This window comes from Variibacter gotjawalensis (genome assembly GCF_002355335.1).
Classification (GTDB): domain Bacteria; phylum Pseudomonadota; class Alphaproteobacteria; order Rhizobiales; family Xanthobacteraceae; genus Variibacter; species Variibacter gotjawalensis.
Window position 1 is genome coordinate 885,545 of the sequence record NZ_AP014946.1, and the last position, 18,456, is coordinate 904,000.

The window sequence follows — 18,456 nt, forward strand, 5'->3', positions numbered from 1 at the left end:
AAAGGACACCCCAAACCCCCACAAACGGAGGGCGACGCACCGAACGGATTCGGCACGATAACCCTTACGTCAGATTTGTTTAAGTTTCGTTGTCCTGAGGGGTCAAAACGTCCGCGGATCAGTAACCTGCCGCGGAACCGTCTTTTCGCGGGTCTGACCCGCCGATAAGCACGCCGCGTTCCCAATCGATCACGATGGCCTGACCGCCGCCGAGCGGATCAGGCCGCCGCGCGATTTTGTGGCCCATTGCGGTCATCTGGTCCGCGACGGCCTGAGGCACGCCGGCCTCGAGCATCGTCGTCTCGCCGTCCTGGAACAGGCGCGGATGATCGATCGCCTGCTGCACGTCCATGCCGTAGTCGGTGAGGTTCGAGACGAAGTAGGCATGCCCCATCGACTGGAAGCTGCCGCCCATGACGCCGAACGACATGTCGCATTGATCGCCGCGCATCGAGAGCGACGGGATGATCGTATGCATCGGCCGCTTGTTGGGGGCGATTTGGTTCGGATGCCCCTCGGTGGTGACGAAGCACGCGCCGCGATTCTGCAGCATCACGCCGGACTTCGGCGTGCAGATGCCGACGCCGAAACCGCCGTAGAGCGAATTGATGAACGACACGGCGGTGCGATCGCGATCGACGACCGTGAGATAGACCGTGTCATTGCCCGGCGTCGGATCGTTCGGCAGGGGCACGCGCTTTGTGCGATCGATCTTCGCGGCGAGCGATTTGCCGAAGGCCTTGTCGATGAGCTTTTCGACCGCGATGCGCATGGCGGACGGTTCGGCGACGTGTGTGTCGCGCACCGCGTAAGCGAGACGCGAGGCCTCGATCGAAATGTGCAGACGTTCCGCGCCGAGCGGATCGAGCGATTTGAGATCGAACGTCTCGAGGATGTTCAGCAGCACAAGCGCGGCGAGGCCCTGACCATTCGGCGGCAGCTGAACGACGTCGCGATCGCGGTAGCGGGTCTTGATCGGCGTGACCTCTTCGCCCTTATGGCGCGCCATGTCTTCGGCCGTGATGAAGCCGCCGCGTGCTTTCAGCGTTGCGGCGATCTCTTCGGCGATAGCGCCTTCGTAAAACGCGCGCGGGCCATTTTTTGCGATCGCGCGGAACGTCTGCGCGAGAGCGGGAGCACGCATCACGTCGCCGACCTGTGGGGCCTTGCCGTTTTTGAGATAATGCTGCGCGGCGCCGGGATCTTTCGCGAGCCGGGCAGCTTGGCCGCCCCAGTCATGCGCAACGCGCGGCGCGACCGGGAAACCATTCTCGGCATAGTGGATCGCAGCTTCCAGAACGCGGCCGAGATCGAACTTGCCGTGCGCTTCGAGGATCGCGGCCCACGCTTCGATCGCACCCGGAACGGTCGCGGCGTGCACCGAGTCCATCGAGATATCCTTCTCGTTCTTCACAGAATCGAACGAGAATTTTGCGCTGGTGCGGCCCGAGCCGTTGTAGCCCCACACGGGCTTGCCGGGCTTTGCGACGAGGCAGAAATTGTCGCCGCCGATGCCGGTCATCGCCGGCTCGACGACACACAGCACCGCGCACGCCGCAACGGCCGCGTCGGCCGCCGTGCCGCCGGCGCGCATGATCTCGAGCGCGGCCTGCGTCGCGAGCGGATGCGAGGTCGCCGCCATCGCATCGCTCGCCAGCATCGGAGATCGTCCGGGCAGGTGGAAGTTGCGAGCCATGCGTCCCTCGGGATTTTCTTATTGTGGTTTTGGGTCGTGCGGGTGGGCGCCGAAGCGCTACGCTTCGGAACGATCGACGACGTAGTCGCGCTGCGCGATCTTGATCGAGACCGTGTAGCCCGCGATGACGTCGACGAGGCAGATCAGCAGGATCAGCGCGAAGGTTGAGGTCGCGGCCTTGTCGACGAGCAGGAAGCCGACGAGCGCGCAGATGAAGACCAGTGTCGAGAGCATATGGTCGACGATCGCGCGCGTGCCGTGACGCGTCGACTTGAAGATCTCGAAGAACAGGCAGATCAGCGAGAAGGCGAGCAGCAGATCGCTCAGCGTCACCTTCCAGATGCCGCCGGAGATCATGCGGATCGAGGTGACTTCGGAATCCCACGCCAGCGGCGTGACGTAGGAGAGGATCGCGTAGATCACGATCGGGACGATGAGGAGGGGAAAGCCGAGGATGTACACGTTTGCCTCCGAGATAGCCGCGCCGCTAGCAGTCTAGTTCGCGTGTTCGGGCTTTGAATACGGCGCGGAAGCCACACGCACAAATGAAAGACACGGAAATCGAAACACCAGAAACGAATAAGGGCCGGCGAACCGGCCCTCGTTCAAATCTGACGCGTCGGACAGAAGCATTTTCAAGTGAAGTGGACGCCGGTTCACGTCAAGAAAATGCGACATATCAAGAATCTAGAGCCGAAAGGCTCTAGACTTCCGACGACTTCACCTTGAGAACCTGACGGCCCTTGTACATGCCGGTCTTCAGGTCGATGTGGTGCGGACGGCGGAGCTCGCCCGAGTCCTTGTCCTCGACGTAAGCCGGGCGCTTGAGGGCGTCTGCCGAACGGCGCATGCCGCGGCGGGACGGGGACGTTTTTCGCTTCGGAACTGCCATAGGTCTCTCCCGAGAGAACTGATCAGGAGGCCAAACCTCCAGCCGATCGTGATGGATTTGGGCCGCAGCAGTCATGACCGCGCGGCACGCTCGCCGGGCTTATAAGCGAAGCGGCCCAATTGCGCTAGGTGTTTCTCTATTTTACCGCCGCCAAGCTTCTCTACCGGGCAACTATATGATAATTATCAATAATTGCGAGTTTTGGTTTGCCCGTTGCTTACGGGGGGTTGTCGGTTCATTCCAGCGTGGGGAGGTTGCCGTGAGCGCATCGTCGATCTGGGCGGATGTTGTCGCAGAACAGCGCTTAGTAAACCTAGGCAACAAGCATCTAGGCAGTTGTGAGCGTCTTGCCGACGCCCTCACGACATTGATCGCCGAAAGGCTAGCTGCTTGCGAACTGGAAATCGCATTCCGTGATGCCGCGCGACATGCCTTCTGCGCTGAGCCCACGTTGGTTGAAGCGGCTGCGCTTGATCTTCTCGCAACAAGACAAAGCGATCCGGCGCGCCCGAGCCTTACACAGATACTTTATGAATATAAAGGCTTCTTGGCGCTGCAAGCTTGGCGCGTTTCCAATTGGCTTTGGAGCAATCGCCGCCGCAATCTTGCGCTTTTGCTGCAGGATGCGACGTCGCGGGTCCTGCAGATTTCAATCCACCCCTCCGCGACTATCGGAACATCGGTGTTTCTCGACCATGGGACCGGAATTGTAATCGGCCCGAGTGCGAGCATCGGCGACAACGTGACGATATTGCAGGGTGTCACGATCGGACGCAGATACGAGAACCCGGAAAAAGCGCCGCACGTCGGTCGCGGGGTTTTTCTTGGCGCCGAAGCCACAATACTCGGTGCCGTTTCGGTCGGAGACTACGCCAAAATCGGCGCCGCTGCCCTTATCGAGATGGATGTACCGGCCGGATGTACGGCCGTCGGCAACCCGGCTCACCTGACGAATTGCCCCAGTAGCCTGGCGACGCATTAAACCTGCGCCGAAAACTTAATTGACTGTAAGTGCGGTTGCGCCGCACAACTCCCAGACTATGCGCATCAGCTACAAGGTTTGGCTTGTCGGCGGGATTCCAATCGCCCTCGCGGCGGCGATCGCCGTCGTCGCTTGGCTGTTGCTGCAGGAATCCTCCCGCGCCCGCGAAGGCGTGGTGCTGACCAGCTCCATCTACCGCAATCTCTTAGTCGCGATGACGGCGCGGGACGACTACGTCCAGGCGCTGCCGGGCGACCGCGCTGAGCACGCCGTGCGCTTTGGCGCGCTTGCCGAGCAGGTGCGTGCCGATCTCGGCCGTCTGAAGGGCTTCTTCCCTGGCGACGAACGCCAAGCCGTACCGGCCGCCGCTGTCGACGCCTTGACCCGCTACGAGCTGCGCATGCGTCAGTTCATGGTGACGACCACCAACAACGATCACCTCTCTGCCGAGATGCGCGGCCGCGTTGGATCGCTCATCGTGCTCGCCGATCGGGCGCGCGATCGGCAGCGCACATCGAACACCGAGATCGTCAAATCGCTGACCGACAAAGAGCGCCAGCAACGCAGCATCCGCGATATCGTCGCCAAGGCGCAGGACATCCGCGGGCAGATCGCCACCATCTCGCTCGAAGAGCTTCAGCGGAACTACGGCTTGTCGTTCGACGAGATCGTTAAGGCCGACAACCAGCGCACGATGGCGCTCAATCAATTACGGCTATCGGGTGCCGACCTCGAGCGCTTGCTCGCCGCGTCGGGCCGGACGAAAGACGCTGAAGAGCTCAGCGGGTACGCCCGCGAATACGCCAACGTGATCGCGGACCCGGGCAATCCGGCAAGCCCCGAATACAATCAGCCGACATTGCGCGTGAAGGCGGGGCAAATTCTCGCAGACTGGACGGACCGCCTCCTCAAGGTGTTTCAGACCGAGGTTCGCTCGCTGCACGAAGAGATCACGCAGCTTTTCACCTACGCGATGCAGGCGCACGAGACCGAGCAGGCAACACAAGGCATCGCGATCGAGACATTGCAGCTCGGTCAGCAGACGTCCGAGGCAATCGCGCGGCGCGATCCCGGTGCGGCGGGCCGGCAGCTTGAGGCCAGCAAGGACCTCTCGGCCACGATCGACAAATTGCCGATCTCGCCGCTGATCCAAAGCGAGATGATCGAAGCGCTCGAAGAATGGCGCTCACGCCTTTTCACGCTGATCGTGGGTCTGCGCACGCAGAACGAGATGATCGGCGACATGGATCTCACCGCAAACGGGATGGTCGCCAACGCGCGTGCGATCAACGACCAATTCGTCGCTTATGCAACGACGATCAGTAATCGGTTGATGGCGATTCTCGTGTTCGGCGCAGGCTTCGGCTTGTTGATCGGCGGCATCACGGCGATCTTCGTCGCGCGCTCGATCACGCGTCCGCTGAAGACGTTGCAGCAGGACATGATGACGCTGGCGCGCGATCCGGCGGCAGGTCCTGTTCAAGCGCAGCACCGCCAAGATGAACTCGGCGATATGGCGCGAGCTGCGAACTTCTTTGTTTCTGAACTCGGCTATCGCGAGCAGGCGCTGCGTGATGCAAAGGACAAAGCCGACAACGCGCTCACGGAACTCAAGCAGACTCAGGCGGAACTCATCCAATCCGAAAAGCTCGCATCGCTCGGCCAGCTCGTTGCCGGCGTTGCGCACGAGATCAATACGCCGGTCGGCATCGCGCTCACGACTGCAACTACGCTCGCAGATGAGTCAGAGCGTTTTGCCGAAAGCGCCGCGAGCGGGCAGATCTCGCGCTCGCGCTTCGACATCTTCGTTCAGCGCATGCGCGAAGGATCGCAACTTGTGTTCTCGAACCTCACGCGTGCGGCCGAATTGGTGCACAGCTTCAAGCAAGTCTCGGCCGACCAAGTCAGCGCCGAGCGGCGCAGCTTCGACATGGCGCAGTGGGTGCACGAACTGCTGACATCGCTGCGTCCGGCTATCCGGCGCACCGAACACGATGTGACGGTGGATTGTCCGCCCGGTCTGATGGTCGACACATATCCGGGTGCGCTCGCGCAAGTCATCACCAACCTGGTGATGAACGCAATCACACACGCCTACGCGCCGGGCACCGCCGGACGCGTTGCAATCACGGTTTCGGAACCGTTGCCGAACCAAGTGCAGATCGTCTTCGAGGATGACGGCAAAGGCATTCCGCGCGAACTGCTTGGTAAAGTGTTTGACCCATTTTTCACGACGGCGCGCGGCCGAGGCAATACGGGCCTTGGCCTCCATATCGCTTTCAATCTCATCACCAACGTGCTGCAGGGGAAGATTGACGTCACAAGCGAGCCGATGCGCGGCACGCGTTTCACCATCACGATGCCGGCGCGCGTTGCCGCGTCCGAGCGTCAACTCCTGTCCGCCTGATATCAATGGATCTCATGAAGCGAACTCTTTGCGCTGCTTTTTTTGTTGCAAGCCTCGTTCAGCCGGTCTCCGCGAAGACGTTGGTGTTTTGCTCCGAGGGAAGCCCGGAAGCACTCAACCCGCAGCTTGCCACGACGACGACCGGGATGAATGCGTCGCGCCCGATCTTCAACGGTCTCGTTGAGTTCAAGGCGGGCAGCACCGAGATCCTGCCGGCGCTCGCAGAGTCATGGACGATCTCCGGCGATGGCACGGTTTACACTTTCCGCCTCCGCGAAAACGTGAAGTTCCATTCCAATCGCGAGTTCAAGCCGACGCGCGCGATGAATGCGGACGACGTTCTGTTTTCGCTGATGCGGCAGTGGAAGAAGGATCACCCGTTTCACAACGTCTCGGGCGCGCATTACGACTACTTCAAGGATATGGGTATTGAGAAGCTGTTGCGATCGATCGAGAAGGTCGACGAGCGCACCGTGCGCATTACGCTGAATTCGCCGGAAGCGCCGTTCCTCGCCAATATGGCGATGCCCTTCAACGTCATCCACTCGGCCGAATATGCGGACCAGATGCTGCGCGCCGCAGCGCCGGAACGGCTCGATCGCGAGCCGATCGGCACCGGCCCGTATGCTTTCGCGGGCTATCAGAAGGACATCGCAGTGCGCTATCGCGCCTTCGCGGATTATTGGAAGGGCCGTCAACCAATCGACACGCTCGTCTTCTCGATTACGCCGAATCCGGCCGTGCGACTGACGAAATTGAAGGCCGGCGAATGCCACGTCATGGCGTTCCCTAACCCCGGCGACGCGCGCGACATCGAGCACAACGCGAGCCTGAAGCTGCTGCAGCAGGAAGGCCTCAATGTCGGTTATCTCGCGATCAACACGCGGCGACCGCCGTTCGACGATCCGCGCGTGCGGCGCGCGCTCAACATGGCGATCGACAAAGCGTCGATCGTGACCAACGTATATCGCGGCGCCGGCGCGGTCGCGAAGAATCCGATCCCGCCGACGCTGTGGTCGTACAACGACGCGATCAAGGACTACGCCTACGATCCGGGCGGCGCGCAACGCTTGCTCAACGAAGCGGGCCGCGGCAACGGCTTCGAGACGGAGCTTTGGTATATGCCGGTGAGCCGGCCGTACGCATCCGACAGCCGCCGCGCGGCCGAGATGATCCAGGCCGATCTCGCACGCATCGGCGTTCGCGTGACGCTGAAAACCGCCGAATGGGGCGCGTATCGCAACGCGCTGCAGGCCGGCGAAACCGATCTCGCGCTGTTCGGCTGGACCGGCGACAACGGCGATCCGGATAATTTCCTCAACGTTTTGCTCGGCTGCGAAGCCGCGCGTTCCGGCGGCAACAATATCGCGAAGTGGTGCGACAAGGACTACGACGCGCTAGTGCAGCGCGCGCGCCAGACGATCACGCAGAGCGATCGCGCGGACCTTTATCGGAAGGCGCAGGAGGTCTTCAACCGCGAGGCGCCGTGGGTCACACTCGCGCACTCCGTCGTCTTTATGGCGACACGGCGCGAAGTGAGCGGGTTCGTGATGGACCCGCTCGGCCGCCATCTGTTCGAGGGCGTCGATATCGCCGAGTAGTTAGCTCGCCTGCTGGAACTTCACGGCGGCCTCGAGATCGACCGAGACCAGCTGCGACACACCACGTTCCGCCATCGTCACGCCGAACAGGCGGTTCATGCGCGCCATCGTGATCGGATTGTGCGTGATGGTGACGAAGCGCGTTGCAGTCGACTTCGCCATCTCGTCGAGCAGATCGCAGAAGCGTTCGACGTTGTGATCGTCGAGCGGTGCGTCCACTTCGTCCAGCACGCAGATCGGTGCCGGATTGGTGAGGAACACCGCGAAAATCAACGCCATTGCGGTCAGCGCCTGCTCGCCACCGGAAAGCAGCGACAAAACCTGCGGCTTCTTGCCCGGCGGCTTAGCGACGATTTCGAGACCGGCTTCGAGCGGGTCTTCGCTATCGGTAAGTTTCAGCTCGGCTTCGCCACCGCCGAACAGCGTCACGAACAAGCGCTTGAAGTGTTCGTTGACGACTTCGAACGACGAGACGAGACGCTCGCGCGCTTCGCGATTGAGGCTCTGGATGCCAAGACGCAACTTCTTGATCGCTTCGATGAGATCGTCGCGCTCGGTCGTGAGCGTCGTGTGCTGCGTCTCGACTTCGCGTAGTTCTTCCTCGGCGCGCAGGTTGACGGCGCCGAGGCGTTCGCGCTCGCGCCGCATGCGTTCGAGATCGGCCTCGACTTCGACGACGTCCGGCAGTTCCGCACCCTCTTCAAGACCAGCCAGGCTCGCGACGCGATCCGGCTCGACCTCGAGCACTTCGATGATCTCGTGTGCGATGTCGGAGATGCGGCGCTTGGCGCTTTCGAAGCGCTCTTCGGAGCGCACAGCATCCTCACGCGCGCTGCCCATCGCTTCGAGCGCGGCACGTGCCGCACGATCAGCGTCGGCCTGCGCGGTCTCGCCGGCCTGCAGCTTATCGCCTGCTTCGCGGCGCTCTGCTTGCGCGGTTTCGATCTCGCCGATGAGGCCCCTGCGGCGTTCTTCGAATTGCGCCGGAGCGTTGACGAGTTCATCGCGCTCGGTGCGCGTTTCGGTATCGCGCGCCGCAATCGTTTCGAGCTGAGCGGCGGCGCTCTGCTTGCGCTCGTTCCAGCCATCGCGCTCGGAGCCGATAGCGACGAGGCGGCGTTGCGCGCCTTCGATCTCGCGCGTCAGAGTCTGCGCTTCCGCGCGCACTTCGGCGAGCACCGTACGGCGATCCGTCACTTCGGAGCGCGCGAGCGACAGCTCGTGCTCGAGCGTCGAAAGAATCGGCAGCGCAGCGAAAGCTTCGGTCGCGCCGTTTTTCGCGGCTTCGGCTTCTTCGCGGCTGGTGACGAGACGCATCTGCGCTTCAACGAGCGCCGACTGCCGCGTCGTGATGCGCGACATATCGCGCTCCGCGTTGGCATGCGCCGTGCGGGCAGCTTCAGCCTCACGCTGCTTTTCGCGCACCGCGTTACGGGCTGCGGTCTCGGCGGCTTGTGCGGCCGTGACGTCGGCCTGCGCTTGCTCGACGCTCTGGCGCTTCGCGGCAACGTCAGCGTTGGCGCGGTGCAGTTCGTCCTTCACTTCGGCAAGGCGGTTTTTCTGGGCCAGACGACGCGCCGCAGCAGTCGGTGCAGTCGAGGCGGCCGCATAACCATCCCAACGCCAGACGTCACCTTCGCGCGAAACGAGGATTTGGCCGCATTTGAGTTCCGCGACGAGACGCGGACCATCGGCCTTCTCAACAACGCCGACCTGCGCGAGCGCACGGGCGAGTTCCGCCGGCGCCTGAACATGCGCGGCGAGCGGCGTGACGCCGGCCGGCAATTGCGGATCGATTTCGTTGACCGAAGCACCAGCCCAGCGCTCGGGCGCTGCCGGATCGACCGGCGCATTGATGTCGTCGCCGAATGCGGCGCCGAGGGCGGCTTCAAAGCCCTTCTCGACCGAGATGAGATCGAGAGCGGGCGGCCACAAGCTCTGCACGTCGGCCTGCAACACCTTGGTCAGCGTGCGCGCTTCCGTCTCGAGCTGAGCGGCGTGCTTTTCGGCAGCGGTCAGCGACGGGCGCGTCGCATCGAAGGCCTGACGCGCAGACGACTGCTGCGCTTCGGCGCGCAGCGATGCGGCTTCGGCTTCGGCAACGGCGGCGGTCGCGGCTTCGATCGCTGCGGCAAGCGCCGCAATGTCCGGGCCGGCAGCGCTTTCATTGGCAAGCTTCTGCGTCTCGGCGTCGACTTCGGCAATCTGCCGCAGCACGCGATCGAGACGCTCGTTCGATTCACGCAGCGAGCGATCAAGCTGGTTGCGCTGCGCTGAGAGATGCGCAAGCGCCTCGGTGCGCTGCGCGAAAACGCCTTCCGCGACGTTGAGCGCGCCTTCGGCTTCGCTCTGGCGTGCACTCACTTCGACCTTCTTCGCTTCCGCATCGGCGGCCGAAGCGCGTAGCGTCGTCTCTTCTTCGGTCAGGCGCTCAAGCGCCGCGTCAGCGTCAGCAGACAACTTCTTCTCGCGCGCAATGTCGTCAGCGAAATGCGCAAGGCGGCGCTCCAGCTCGGCCATGCGCTCTTTCGCGCGCGCCTCTTCCTTGTCGAGGCTGTCGCGCGCGATGACCAGGCGCTGCAACGTTGCGGCGGCGCGCGCTTCGATGTCGCGAAGGCTCGGCAACACGGCGGCGGCTGCGGTTTGCGCGATAGCGGCTTGCGCCTGCGCTTCGGTGCGCTCGGCAACGAGACGGATCGCGGCATCGCGCGCCATCTCGCCTTCGGCGATTTCGACCTTGGCGGCAAGGAAGCGCAGGTGAAACAGCGTCGCTTCCGCCTTGCGCACTTGTGCGGCGACGGCCTTATAGCGGACCGCTTGGCGGGCCTGGCGTTTCAGCGCATCGGTCTGGCTCGATAGCTGGCCGATAACGTCTTCGAGACGCTCGAGATTGTGCTCGGCGGCACGCAGGCGAAGCTCTGCTTCGTGGCGGCGCGCATGCAGGCCGGACACACCGGCGGCTTCTTCAAGAACCTTGCGGCGCGCATCCGGCTTCGCGTTGACGATCTCGCCAACCTTGCCTTGGTGGACGAGCGCGGGCGAGCGGGCGCCGGTCGACGCGTCGGCGAAGAGGATCTGCACGTCGCGGGCGCGCACTTCGCGGCCGTTGACGCGGTAGGTCGAACCTTTTTCGCGCTCGATGCGGCGCGTGACTTCGAGCAGGTCCGCATCGTTGAACGCCTGCGGCGCGGTGCGATCCTGGTTGTCGATGGTCAGGCCGACCTCGGCGTTGTTGCGGGCCGGCCTTGCGCCGGAGCCGGCGAAGATCACCTGATCCATGTCGGCCGTGCGCATCGCCTTGGTCGAGTTTTCACCCATGACCCAGCGGAGCGCCTCGACGAGGTTCGACTTGCCGCAGCCGTTCGGACCGACGACGCCGGTGAGACCCGGCTCGATCTCGACGTCAGTCGACTCGACGAAGGATTTGAATCCGAGCAGGCGAAGTTTCGTAAGCTTCATTGTTTGGCCTCATCGCGGATCGTCACGACACCGTCTTCTGATTGTGCGGCATCGCGATTTCGCCCGCGGCGAATCAGTTGGATCACCCAAGCTGGGCCGGACAATGAATCAATCCGCCCCACGGCGGCAACCAAGATATTGCGTTATCCCAGGGGTTTCCGCACTGCGGCTAGCGTGTTTGCTGCGAAAAATCAGTGGGATATCGGCCACGGAGGTTGACGCGGAAAGTCGCGCTGATGCAGCCGCAACCGTCTCCTCAGACGAGAATGATGCGGTCCGAATACGCCGCCACCTGCGCATCGGCCGTCATGAGACGCATGTCCTCGACTTCGGCCTGGGCGATCAGGAGGAGGTCGAAGGGGTCGGGATGGAAGGTTGGTAGATCATGAACCGCTACGGTATGCCGCGCGCTGACCGCCAGTTCTGTGAAGCCGCGCTCGTCTAACGACACCAGCATCTCGTCTAGATCGGCCTTCAACTTGCCGGCGCGGGATTTGATCGCAATTTCAAGGAAGCTAACGGAGCTTACAAAAATCGCGTCGGCGGCGATGATGCGTTTTCGGGCCTTCGGTGACAGCCGCCGATCGTCCAATCGGATCCAAAGAAAAATGTGGGTGTCGAGGAGAAGCCTCATGGCTTTTCGTCATCCCCGAACTTCGAATACATGGAGTCCGGCAGCGGAGCGTCGAAATCGTCGGCGATCCAGATTTCTCCTTTCATGTCGCCAAATACGATCTTGTTCTTCGGCTTTTCGAACGGGACCAGCCGCGCGGTCGGAACGCCGGCCTTGGCGATGATGACTTCTTCACCTTTCGCGGCAGCGTCGATCAGCTTGGAGAACTGGGTTTTCGCCTCGTGGACGTTGAATACGGCCATAGCGGCCTCCATGGACTAAGGTTAGTCCACCTTAGTCCACCTGGACTAAACCCGTCAACGAAAGCTTAGCTCTTTCCGGCGGCAGCGATCTGCTGCTCGAGTTCCGGGAAGGTCATCGCGCCCCGGAAAATCTTACCGTTGATGAAGAAGGTCGGCGTCGAATTCACACCGAACTTTTCCTGCCCGCGCTGGCGGACAGCATTCACGCCGTCGAGCATCTTCTGGTCCGAAAGACACTTCTCGAAGGTCTGCTCGTTCAAGCCGAAATTCTTGGCGATGGCGAACAGCGGCGGGATCGGGTTGCGGACGAAGGCCCACGACTGCTGGCCTTTGAACATCGCTTCGATCGCGTCGTAGTACTTTCCATCACCCGCGCAGCGCGCCACCATGAAAGCGCCGGCAGCCAGCTCGTCGAGCGGGAACTCGCGCAAGATGTACTTCACCTTGCCGGTCTCGATGTATTTTTGCTTGAGCTGCGGATAGGTCTGCACGTGGAATGTCGCGCAGTGGCTGCAGGTCATCGACGCGTATTCGATAATGGTGACGGGTGCATCCGCCTTGCCCTGAACCTGATCGCCGAGCGGGCCGGATTCGTTGAGTTCTGCAGCGGACGGCGCCTGCGCCAGCACTTGCGTGGCCGACCACAGCGGCGAGCCGGCGAATGCGGCCGCGACCGTCAGCAATGCGGTGCCTTCAAGGAAAGCGCGGCGAGTCATGTGGCGAACCCTTTTTCCGTGAGCCCTGAGTGGGAACAATCCCAAGATACCGAGAAGATATCGAGGAGGTCGGTAGACTGAAATGCAGATTGTGGCAATGCTGCGTTGCAGCTTGCCCGCCGTGATCACGTCCGTTTGACAGCTGCCCCGAGCCGGGCCAACGCGTCGCGCAACGATTGATCTTCCACACTCAACGTTTTGGCCACCGCCTCGGTTTCAGCAGCCGTCGGCGGTTTCGGACGGCTGGGCGTCGCAGCAACCGGGTTTGGCGCTTGGCGCAGCCGGATACGGCCGACAGCGCGCCAGCCGAGAAACTGATTGAGCCGCTCAAGTATCACGGGCGAGAGGTGCTGCACCTCGATCGCGGCCGGCCCGTCGACCCGAAGAACGAGCGTCGCCGGTTCTGCGGCTTCGAGGCCGTCTTCGCGGCCCCATTGGATCTTCAAGGGTTCGGCGAGGTTCGCGATCTCATCGCCAACGATCTCGGGCCAATGCGTGACGAGTTCGCTCGACGCAAACCCTTGCCGCGCGAAGACGTCGCCGAGGCATCGGCCGACGAGATCGGCGATAGGTCTCGGATATGTTTTGCCCGGCTTGTTCATCAGGATCGATTCTGCCATTCACGGAAGCTCATGACAGTATCAGCCGCATCAGTTCGGCGGAAGCCGCGCGCATCTCGCGTCGCCTCTCCGAGCGACGCCCTGCTCGCCTGGTACGATCGTCATCGCCGCGTGTTGCCGTGGCGTGCGCTGCCGGGCGAAACCGCGGACCCTTACCGCGTCTGGCTGTCGGAAATCATGCTGCAGCAGACGACCGTGAAAGCGGTCGGCCCATACTTCGCGCGCTTCACGGCGCGATGGCCGGACGTCACGAAGCTTGCTGCGGCACCGCTCGACGACGTGCTGAAGGAGTGGGCAGGGCTCGGCTATTACGCGCGTGCGCGCAATCTTTATGCCTGCGCACGTGCCGTTACGGAAGACCACGGCGGTTTATTTCCGCGCGACGAAGCCGGGTTGCGCGCTCTGCCCGGCATCGGCGACTACACGGCCGCCGCGATCACAGCCATCGCGTTCAACATCCCGGCAACGCCGGTGGATGGAAACATCGAGCGCGTGATGTCGCGCTATTTCGCGGTCGACGAAGAGTTGCCGCGCGCGAAGCCACGTATCCGCGAACTCGCGACAAGTCTTCGGCCGGACGATCGGCCGGGTGATTATGCGCAAGCGCTGATGGATCTCGGTGCGACAATCTGCACACCGAAGCGGCCAGCTTGCGCGCTGTGCCCGTGGCACGATCCCTGTGCGGCGCGGCAAGCCGGCACGCAAGAAACCTATCCGCGCAAAGCACCGAAGCGCGAAGGCGCATTGCGGCGCGGCGCGGCCTTCTGGGTCGAGCGCGAGGACGGCGCCGTGCTGGTGCGGACACGGCCGCCGCGCGGATTGCTCGGCGGTATGACGGAAATTCCGACAAGCGCGTGGAGCGCGGACGACAGCGATGCACTTTCGGAAGCTCCGCTTGTCGCGGGATGGCAGCGCACTTTGGGCGTCGTGACACACGTCTTCACGCATTTTCCGTTGGAGCTGACCGTCTATGTCGCGCGTGTTTCGCAACGCACGCCTGCTCCCGAAGGATGCCGGTTCGTTGCGGCCGCCGATCTCGACGGCGAAGCGTTGCCGAGCCTCATGCGCAAGGTTGTGGCGCATGCGCGGCAGGTGAAAAACAAGCGTGACAGTAACCCGTAACCTTGTCAGGCTCCCGCCCCGATCCTGCCGGGATCGATAAAAAGAGCTTGAGGAAACGCCATGTCGATGTCGAGACGTCAGTTCGCGGCGGCTGCCGGTGCCGCTGCGCTCGCCGCTTCCGCTCCGCGCGCATTCGCTGCTTGGTCGCCGAGCGAGTCCTATCCGGACCCGAACGTCATTGTGCTCGATCCGAGCTTCAACAAATATCGCCTGCTGCTCGCCGCCGTCGAACGCATCGCCACCGGCATGCGCTGGAGTGAAGGCCCGGTCTACATGGGCGACGCGCGCTGCCTGCTCTGGAGCGACATTCCGAACAATCGCATCATGCGCTGGGACGAAGACACCGGGGCTGTCTCAGTCTATCGCAAGCCGTCGAACAACTCGAACGGCAACACGCGCGACCGGCAAGGCCGCCTCATCACGTGCGAGCACGATGCGAGGCGCATCACGCGCACCGAGTATGACGGCTCGATCACGGTGCTGATGGATAAGTTCGACGGTAAGCCGATCAATTCGCCGAACGACGTCGTCGTGAAGTCCGACGACAGCATCTGGTTCACGGATCCGCCGTTCGGAATTCTGGGCAACTACGAGGGCCACACCGCGACGCCGGAGTTGCCGACCAACGTCTATCGCCTCGATCCGAAGACCGGCCGCGCGACCGTCGCGATCGGTGACATTGCGCGGCCGAACGGCCTCGCCTTCTCGCCGGACGAGAAAAAACTCTACGTCATCGAATCCGGCGCAACGCCCAATCGCCTCGTGCATGTATTCGATGTTGCGGATGATGGAAAAGTCTCCAACAAGCGCCTGTTCCTCGATGCGCAGGGCGGCACGCCGGACGGCTTCCGCGTCGACATCGACGGCAACCTCTGGATGGGTTGGGGCATGGGCGGCGGCATTGAAGGCGGCAAGGACGGCGTGATGGTCTTTAACCCAGACGCAAAGCCGATCGGCCGCATCGCGCTGCCGGAACGTTGCGCGAACTTGTGCTTCGGCGGCGTCAAGCGTAATCGCTTGTTCATGGCAGCCTCCCAGTCTGTCTATTCGCTTTACGTCAACACGCAAGGCGTCAAAGGCGGCTAAAGCCGCTCAAGTTTCAACGGAGAGTTAGAATGAGCATTCAACGTCATGATGTCGGCACGCGCATGAGCAAGGCCGTGGTTCACGGAAACACCGTGTACCTCGCCGGCGTCGTCGCGGATAAAGCCAAGGGCAAGAGCGTCGGCGAGCAGACGAAGGAAATTCTGTCGATCATCGACCACCATCTCGCGCAGGCCGGCACCGATAAGACGAAGCTCCTGTCGACCAACATTTGGATCACCGACATGTCGACGTTCAACGAAATGAACGCTGAGTGGGACAAGTGGGTTTCGCCCGGCAACACGCCGGCGCGCGCCACCGTCGAGGCGAAGCTCGCCGCGCCGGACTACAAGGTCGAAATCATGTGCGTGGCCGCGAAGTAATTCGCGACACTAGCGCCTCCCTGAACGGGGAGGCGCACCCAACGATTGCGCAGACAATCGCTGAACAACAAGGGAGATCGCCGATGTCACTCTCTCGCCGTGCTGTCCTCGCCGGAACCGCTTCGATTGCTGCTTTCGCCGCATCCGGCGCCAACGCCGCGATGGGCCCGAACGACAAATTCGATCTCATCATCAAAGGCGGCGACGTTCTCGACCCCAGCCAGAACCTGCGCGGCAAACGCGATATCGGCATTCGCTTCGGTCTTATCGAGGCCGTCGAAAACGATATTCCGGCAGACCGCGCGCAGCGCGTGATGAGCGCGAGCGGCAAACTGGTGACGCCGGGTCTCATCGATCTCCACAGCCACGTCTTTCCGTACGGCTCCGCCATCGGCATTCCGGCCGACGAGCTCGTCGCGCACCAAGGTACGACAACGTGCGTCTCCGCCGGCGACGCAGGCGCCAACAACATCGCGATCTTCCGCCGCCACATCGTGGCGCAGACGCGCACGCGTTTGCTCGCCTTCGTCCATATCGCGAATTTCGGGCTCGCGAGTTTTCCGGTCCCGGAGCTCTACAACATCGACTTCGCGCAGGTCGACGCGGCCGCTAAAGCGATCGCTGAAAACGCGGATATCGTACTCGGCACCAAAGTGCGCATGAGCGAGAATGTCGTTGCGAAGAACGGCCTCGAACCGCTCAAGCGTGCGATCCTCGCCTGCGAGCGCTCGGGCACCAACGGCAAGGTCATGTGCCACATCGGCGGCGTCGAAACCGTCGCGCTGATGTCGCAGATTCTCGACCTCCTGCGGCCCGGCGATATCCTCACGCACGCTTATTCCGGCGCGCCGAATATCGGCGGACAGTTCACCAACATCGTGCAGGACGGAAAGCTTTTGCCGGCAGCACTCGCCGCCAAGCAGCGTGGCGTGATTTTCGACGTCGGTCATGGCGGCGGCAGCTTCGACTACACGGTGTGCGAAGCCGCCATGCGCGAGGGTGCGGGCCCCGATACGATCTCGTCCGATATTCACGTCTTCTCGGGCAATACGCCGGGCATGCCGTATCTCACCTGGGTGATGAGCAAGTTCCTCGGCCTCGGTTTCCCGCTCGAGCAAGTCGTCGCGATGGCGACAAGCGCGCCCGCCAAAATCATCAATCGCGGCGACAAGCTCGGCACGCTGAAGGTCGGCGCACCGGCGGACGTCGCGTTGCTCGATGTCGTCGAAGGCCCGGTGTCGTTCGTCGATACGCGCAACAACACGCGTGAGGGCAAAGTCCATCTGCGTCCGTTCGCGACGGTGGCGGGCGGCGTGCCGTTCGGCCGCCCCTACATGTCGCCGTTCGCGACGCGCTAAGTCAGCGGCACGATCGGCGGACGCGCGTTGAGTGCATCGACTTGGAAGCCGGCGACGCGTTTGTAGTTTGCCGCAACGTCTTCGAGTTCGGAGCGCGACAGCACGTCGTCGATCGTCGTAAACCCTTGCGGCGCGCGCTCTTCGACGAGCTGCATGACCTGCTCTGGCCCATTCTGGCGATTGAGTAAAACGATCTGTGATGTCGACGGACGACGCTCGGCCTCGTAAGCTTCGAGCGCTTCAGGCGTGACGCCGTGCGCACGGAATTCGCGGGCAAGCACACGCGCATCGAGAATTGCTTGCGACGCGCCATTCGATCCGATCGGATACATCGGGTGAGCGGCGTCGCCGAGCAAAGTCGCGCGCCCATGCGTCCAGCGCGGCAGCGGATCGCGATCGACCATCGGATATTCGTAAGCGTAGAGTGCATTGCGAATGAGCTGCGGCACGTCTAGCCAATCGAAACGCCAGCTCTCGAACAGCGGCAGAAATTCTTCCAGCACGGCGCGGCGATTGTAGTCCTCACGCCGCCACTGGTGGTCCGGAGGCAGCACGCTTTCGGCAATCCAGTTGATCGTTTGCTTGCCGTTCTTCGGCTCCGAGATCGGATAGCAGACGAACTTCAGCGACTGATGGCCCGCCATAATCATGCTGCGGCCGGTGAGATACGACGCGCCTTCGGTCACGCCACGCCAGAGAATGCGGCCGTTCCAGATCGGCGGGCCTTCGTCGGGATAAAATTTCTGACGCAGCGCCGAGTGAATGCCGTCGGCACCGATCAGTAGCGCGCCGTCGACTTTCTGTTCGCCACCATTGGTGCGGAACGTGACGCTCACGCCATCATTCTTATCGACGGCATCGACGAAGTGATGGCCGGTCAGAATATTCTCGGCACCGAGGCGCTCGCGCGCCGTGTCGAGCAGAAGCTGCTGCAGTTCGCCGCGATGGATGGAATATTGCGGCCAGTGATAGCCGGCGGCTAGCCCGCGCGGCTCCGACCAAATTTTCTGGCCGCGCTTCGTATAGTAAGCGAGTTCGGAGGTCGGCACGCCGATGGCGGCGAGACGATCGCCAAGACCGAGTTCGATCAGTTCGCGGCACGCATGCGGCAGCACGTTGATGCCGACGCCGAGCGGCTTGATCTCGGCGGCGCTTTCATAAACGCGGCACGGCACGCCGATCTGGTGGAGGCTGAGCGCTGTCGCAAGGCCGCCGATACCGCCGCCCGCTATGATGACCCTCATCGTCCTCCCGCCCCGCG

Annotated in this window: 16 protein-coding genes; 7 read left to right on the forward strand and 9 right to left on the reverse strand. The window is 62.6% G+C overall.

What is annotated here, in order from left to right:
* Window positions 1-118 precede the first annotated feature (118 nt).
* The 3 genes from ggt to rpmF all read right to left on the reverse strand — a co-directional run bounded on the left by ggt (window position 119) and on the right by rpmF (window position 2,588).
* Window positions 119-1,696: a gamma-glutamyltransferase gene (gene ggt / locus GJW30_RS04205; RefSeq protein WP_245408651.1), complete on the reverse strand. Its 1,578-nt coding sequence runs from the start codon at window positions 1,694-1,696 to the stop codon at window positions 119-121.
* A gap of 57 nt (window positions 1,697-1,753) precedes the next feature.
* Window positions 1,754-2,158, reverse strand: a complete 405-nt coding sequence (locus tag GJW30_RS04210; protein WP_096352037.1) for a hypothetical protein — start codon at window positions 2,156-2,158, stop codon at window positions 1,754-1,756.
* Between the two features lie 241 nt (window positions 2,159-2,399).
* Window positions 2,400-2,588: a 50S ribosomal protein L32 gene (gene rpmF / locus GJW30_RS04215; RefSeq protein ID WP_096352040.1), complete on the reverse strand. Its 189-nt coding sequence runs from the start codon at window positions 2,586-2,588 to the stop codon at window positions 2,400-2,402.
* A 259-nt stretch (window positions 2,589-2,847) separates the two neighbouring features.
* Between rpmF and GJW30_RS04220 the strand changes: the two genes are divergently transcribed.
* From GJW30_RS04220 to GJW30_RS04230, 3 genes are read left to right on the forward strand one after another with little or no spacing between them, the layout of a single operon-like run.
* On the forward strand, window positions 2,848-3,570 hold the full coding sequence (locus GJW30_RS04220) for a serine acetyltransferase domain-containing protein (RefSeq protein WP_245408652.1): 723 nt from the start codon (window positions 2,848-2,850) through the stop codon (window positions 3,568-3,570).
* Between the two features lie 58 nt (window positions 3,571-3,628).
* Window positions 3,629-5,977, forward strand: a complete 2,349-nt coding sequence (locus tag GJW30_RS04225) for a sensor histidine kinase (protein ID WP_096352046.1) — start codon at window positions 3,629-3,631, stop codon at window positions 5,975-5,977.
* A gap of 14 nt (window positions 5,978-5,991) precedes the next feature.
* Complete coding sequence (locus GJW30_RS04230; RefSeq protein WP_197703769.1) at window positions 5,992-7,578, forward strand: ABC transporter substrate-binding protein; 1,587 nt, start codon at window positions 5,992-5,994, stop codon at window positions 7,576-7,578.
* On the opposite strand, the gene smc is transcribed toward GJW30_RS04230, so the two are convergent.
* The 5 genes from smc to GJW30_RS04255 form a co-directional block, all read right to left on the reverse strand.
* On the reverse strand, window positions 7,579-11,037 hold the full coding sequence (gene smc, locus GJW30_RS04235) for a chromosome segregation protein SMC (protein WP_096352051.1): 3,459 nt from the start codon (window positions 11,035-11,037) through the stop codon (window positions 7,579-7,581).
* Window positions 11,038-11,293: 256 nt separating this feature from the next.
* A complete protein-coding gene (locus GJW30_RS04240; RefSeq protein WP_096352054.1) occupies window positions 11,294-11,671 on the reverse strand; it encodes a type II toxin-antitoxin system VapC family toxin in 378 nt (125 codons plus the stop codon).
* Window positions 11,668-11,913 (reverse strand): type II toxin-antitoxin system Phd/YefM family antitoxin, encoded by a 246-nt coding sequence (locus GJW30_RS04245; RefSeq protein WP_096358649.1) that lies wholly within the window; start codon window positions 11,911-11,913, stop codon window positions 11,668-11,670. Before GJW30_RS04245 ends, GJW30_RS04240 begins: the two co-directional genes overlap by 4 nt.
* Window positions 11,914-11,978: 65 nt before the next feature.
* Window positions 11,979-12,629 (reverse strand): DsbA family protein, encoded by a 651-nt coding sequence (locus GJW30_RS04250; RefSeq protein ID WP_096352057.1) that lies wholly within the window; start codon window positions 12,627-12,629, stop codon window positions 11,979-11,981.
* A 125-nt stretch (window positions 12,630-12,754) separates the two neighbouring features.
* Window positions 12,755-13,231, reverse strand: coding sequence for a DUF721 domain-containing protein (locus GJW30_RS04255; RefSeq protein ID WP_096358650.1), 477 nt, complete (start codon window positions 13,229-13,231; stop codon window positions 12,755-12,757).
* Between the two features lie 30 nt (window positions 13,232-13,261).
* On the opposite strand from GJW30_RS04255, the gene mutY reads away from it, so the two are divergent.
* From mutY to GJW30_RS04275, 4 genes are all read left to right on the forward strand, one after another.
* Complete coding sequence (mutY, locus tag GJW30_RS04260; protein ID WP_096352060.1) at window positions 13,262-14,371, forward strand: A/G-specific adenine glycosylase; 1,110 nt, start codon at window positions 13,262-13,264, stop codon at window positions 14,369-14,371.
* Window positions 14,372-14,431: 60 nt separating this feature from the next.
* Window positions 14,432-15,457, forward strand: coding sequence for an SMP-30/gluconolactonase/LRE family protein (locus tag GJW30_RS04265; RefSeq protein WP_096352063.1), 1,026 nt, complete (start codon window positions 14,432-14,434; stop codon window positions 15,455-15,457).
* Between the two features lie 29 nt (window positions 15,458-15,486).
* A complete protein-coding gene (locus GJW30_RS04270) occupies window positions 15,487-15,837 on the forward strand; it encodes a RidA family protein (protein ID WP_096352066.1) in 351 nt (116 codons plus the stop codon).
* An 83-nt stretch (window positions 15,838-15,920) separates the two neighbouring features.
* A complete protein-coding gene (locus GJW30_RS04275; protein ID WP_096352069.1) occupies window positions 15,921-17,195 on the forward strand; it encodes an amidohydrolase family protein in 1,275 nt (424 codons plus the stop codon).
* Here GJW30_RS04275 and GJW30_RS04280 read toward each other — a convergent pair.
* Window positions 17,192-18,439, reverse strand: a complete 1,248-nt coding sequence (locus tag GJW30_RS04280) for a flavin-dependent oxidoreductase (RefSeq protein ID WP_096352072.1) — start codon at window positions 18,437-18,439, stop codon at window positions 17,192-17,194. The genes GJW30_RS04275 and GJW30_RS04280 overlap by 4 nt on opposite strands.
* Window positions 18,440-18,456 lie beyond the last annotated feature (17 nt).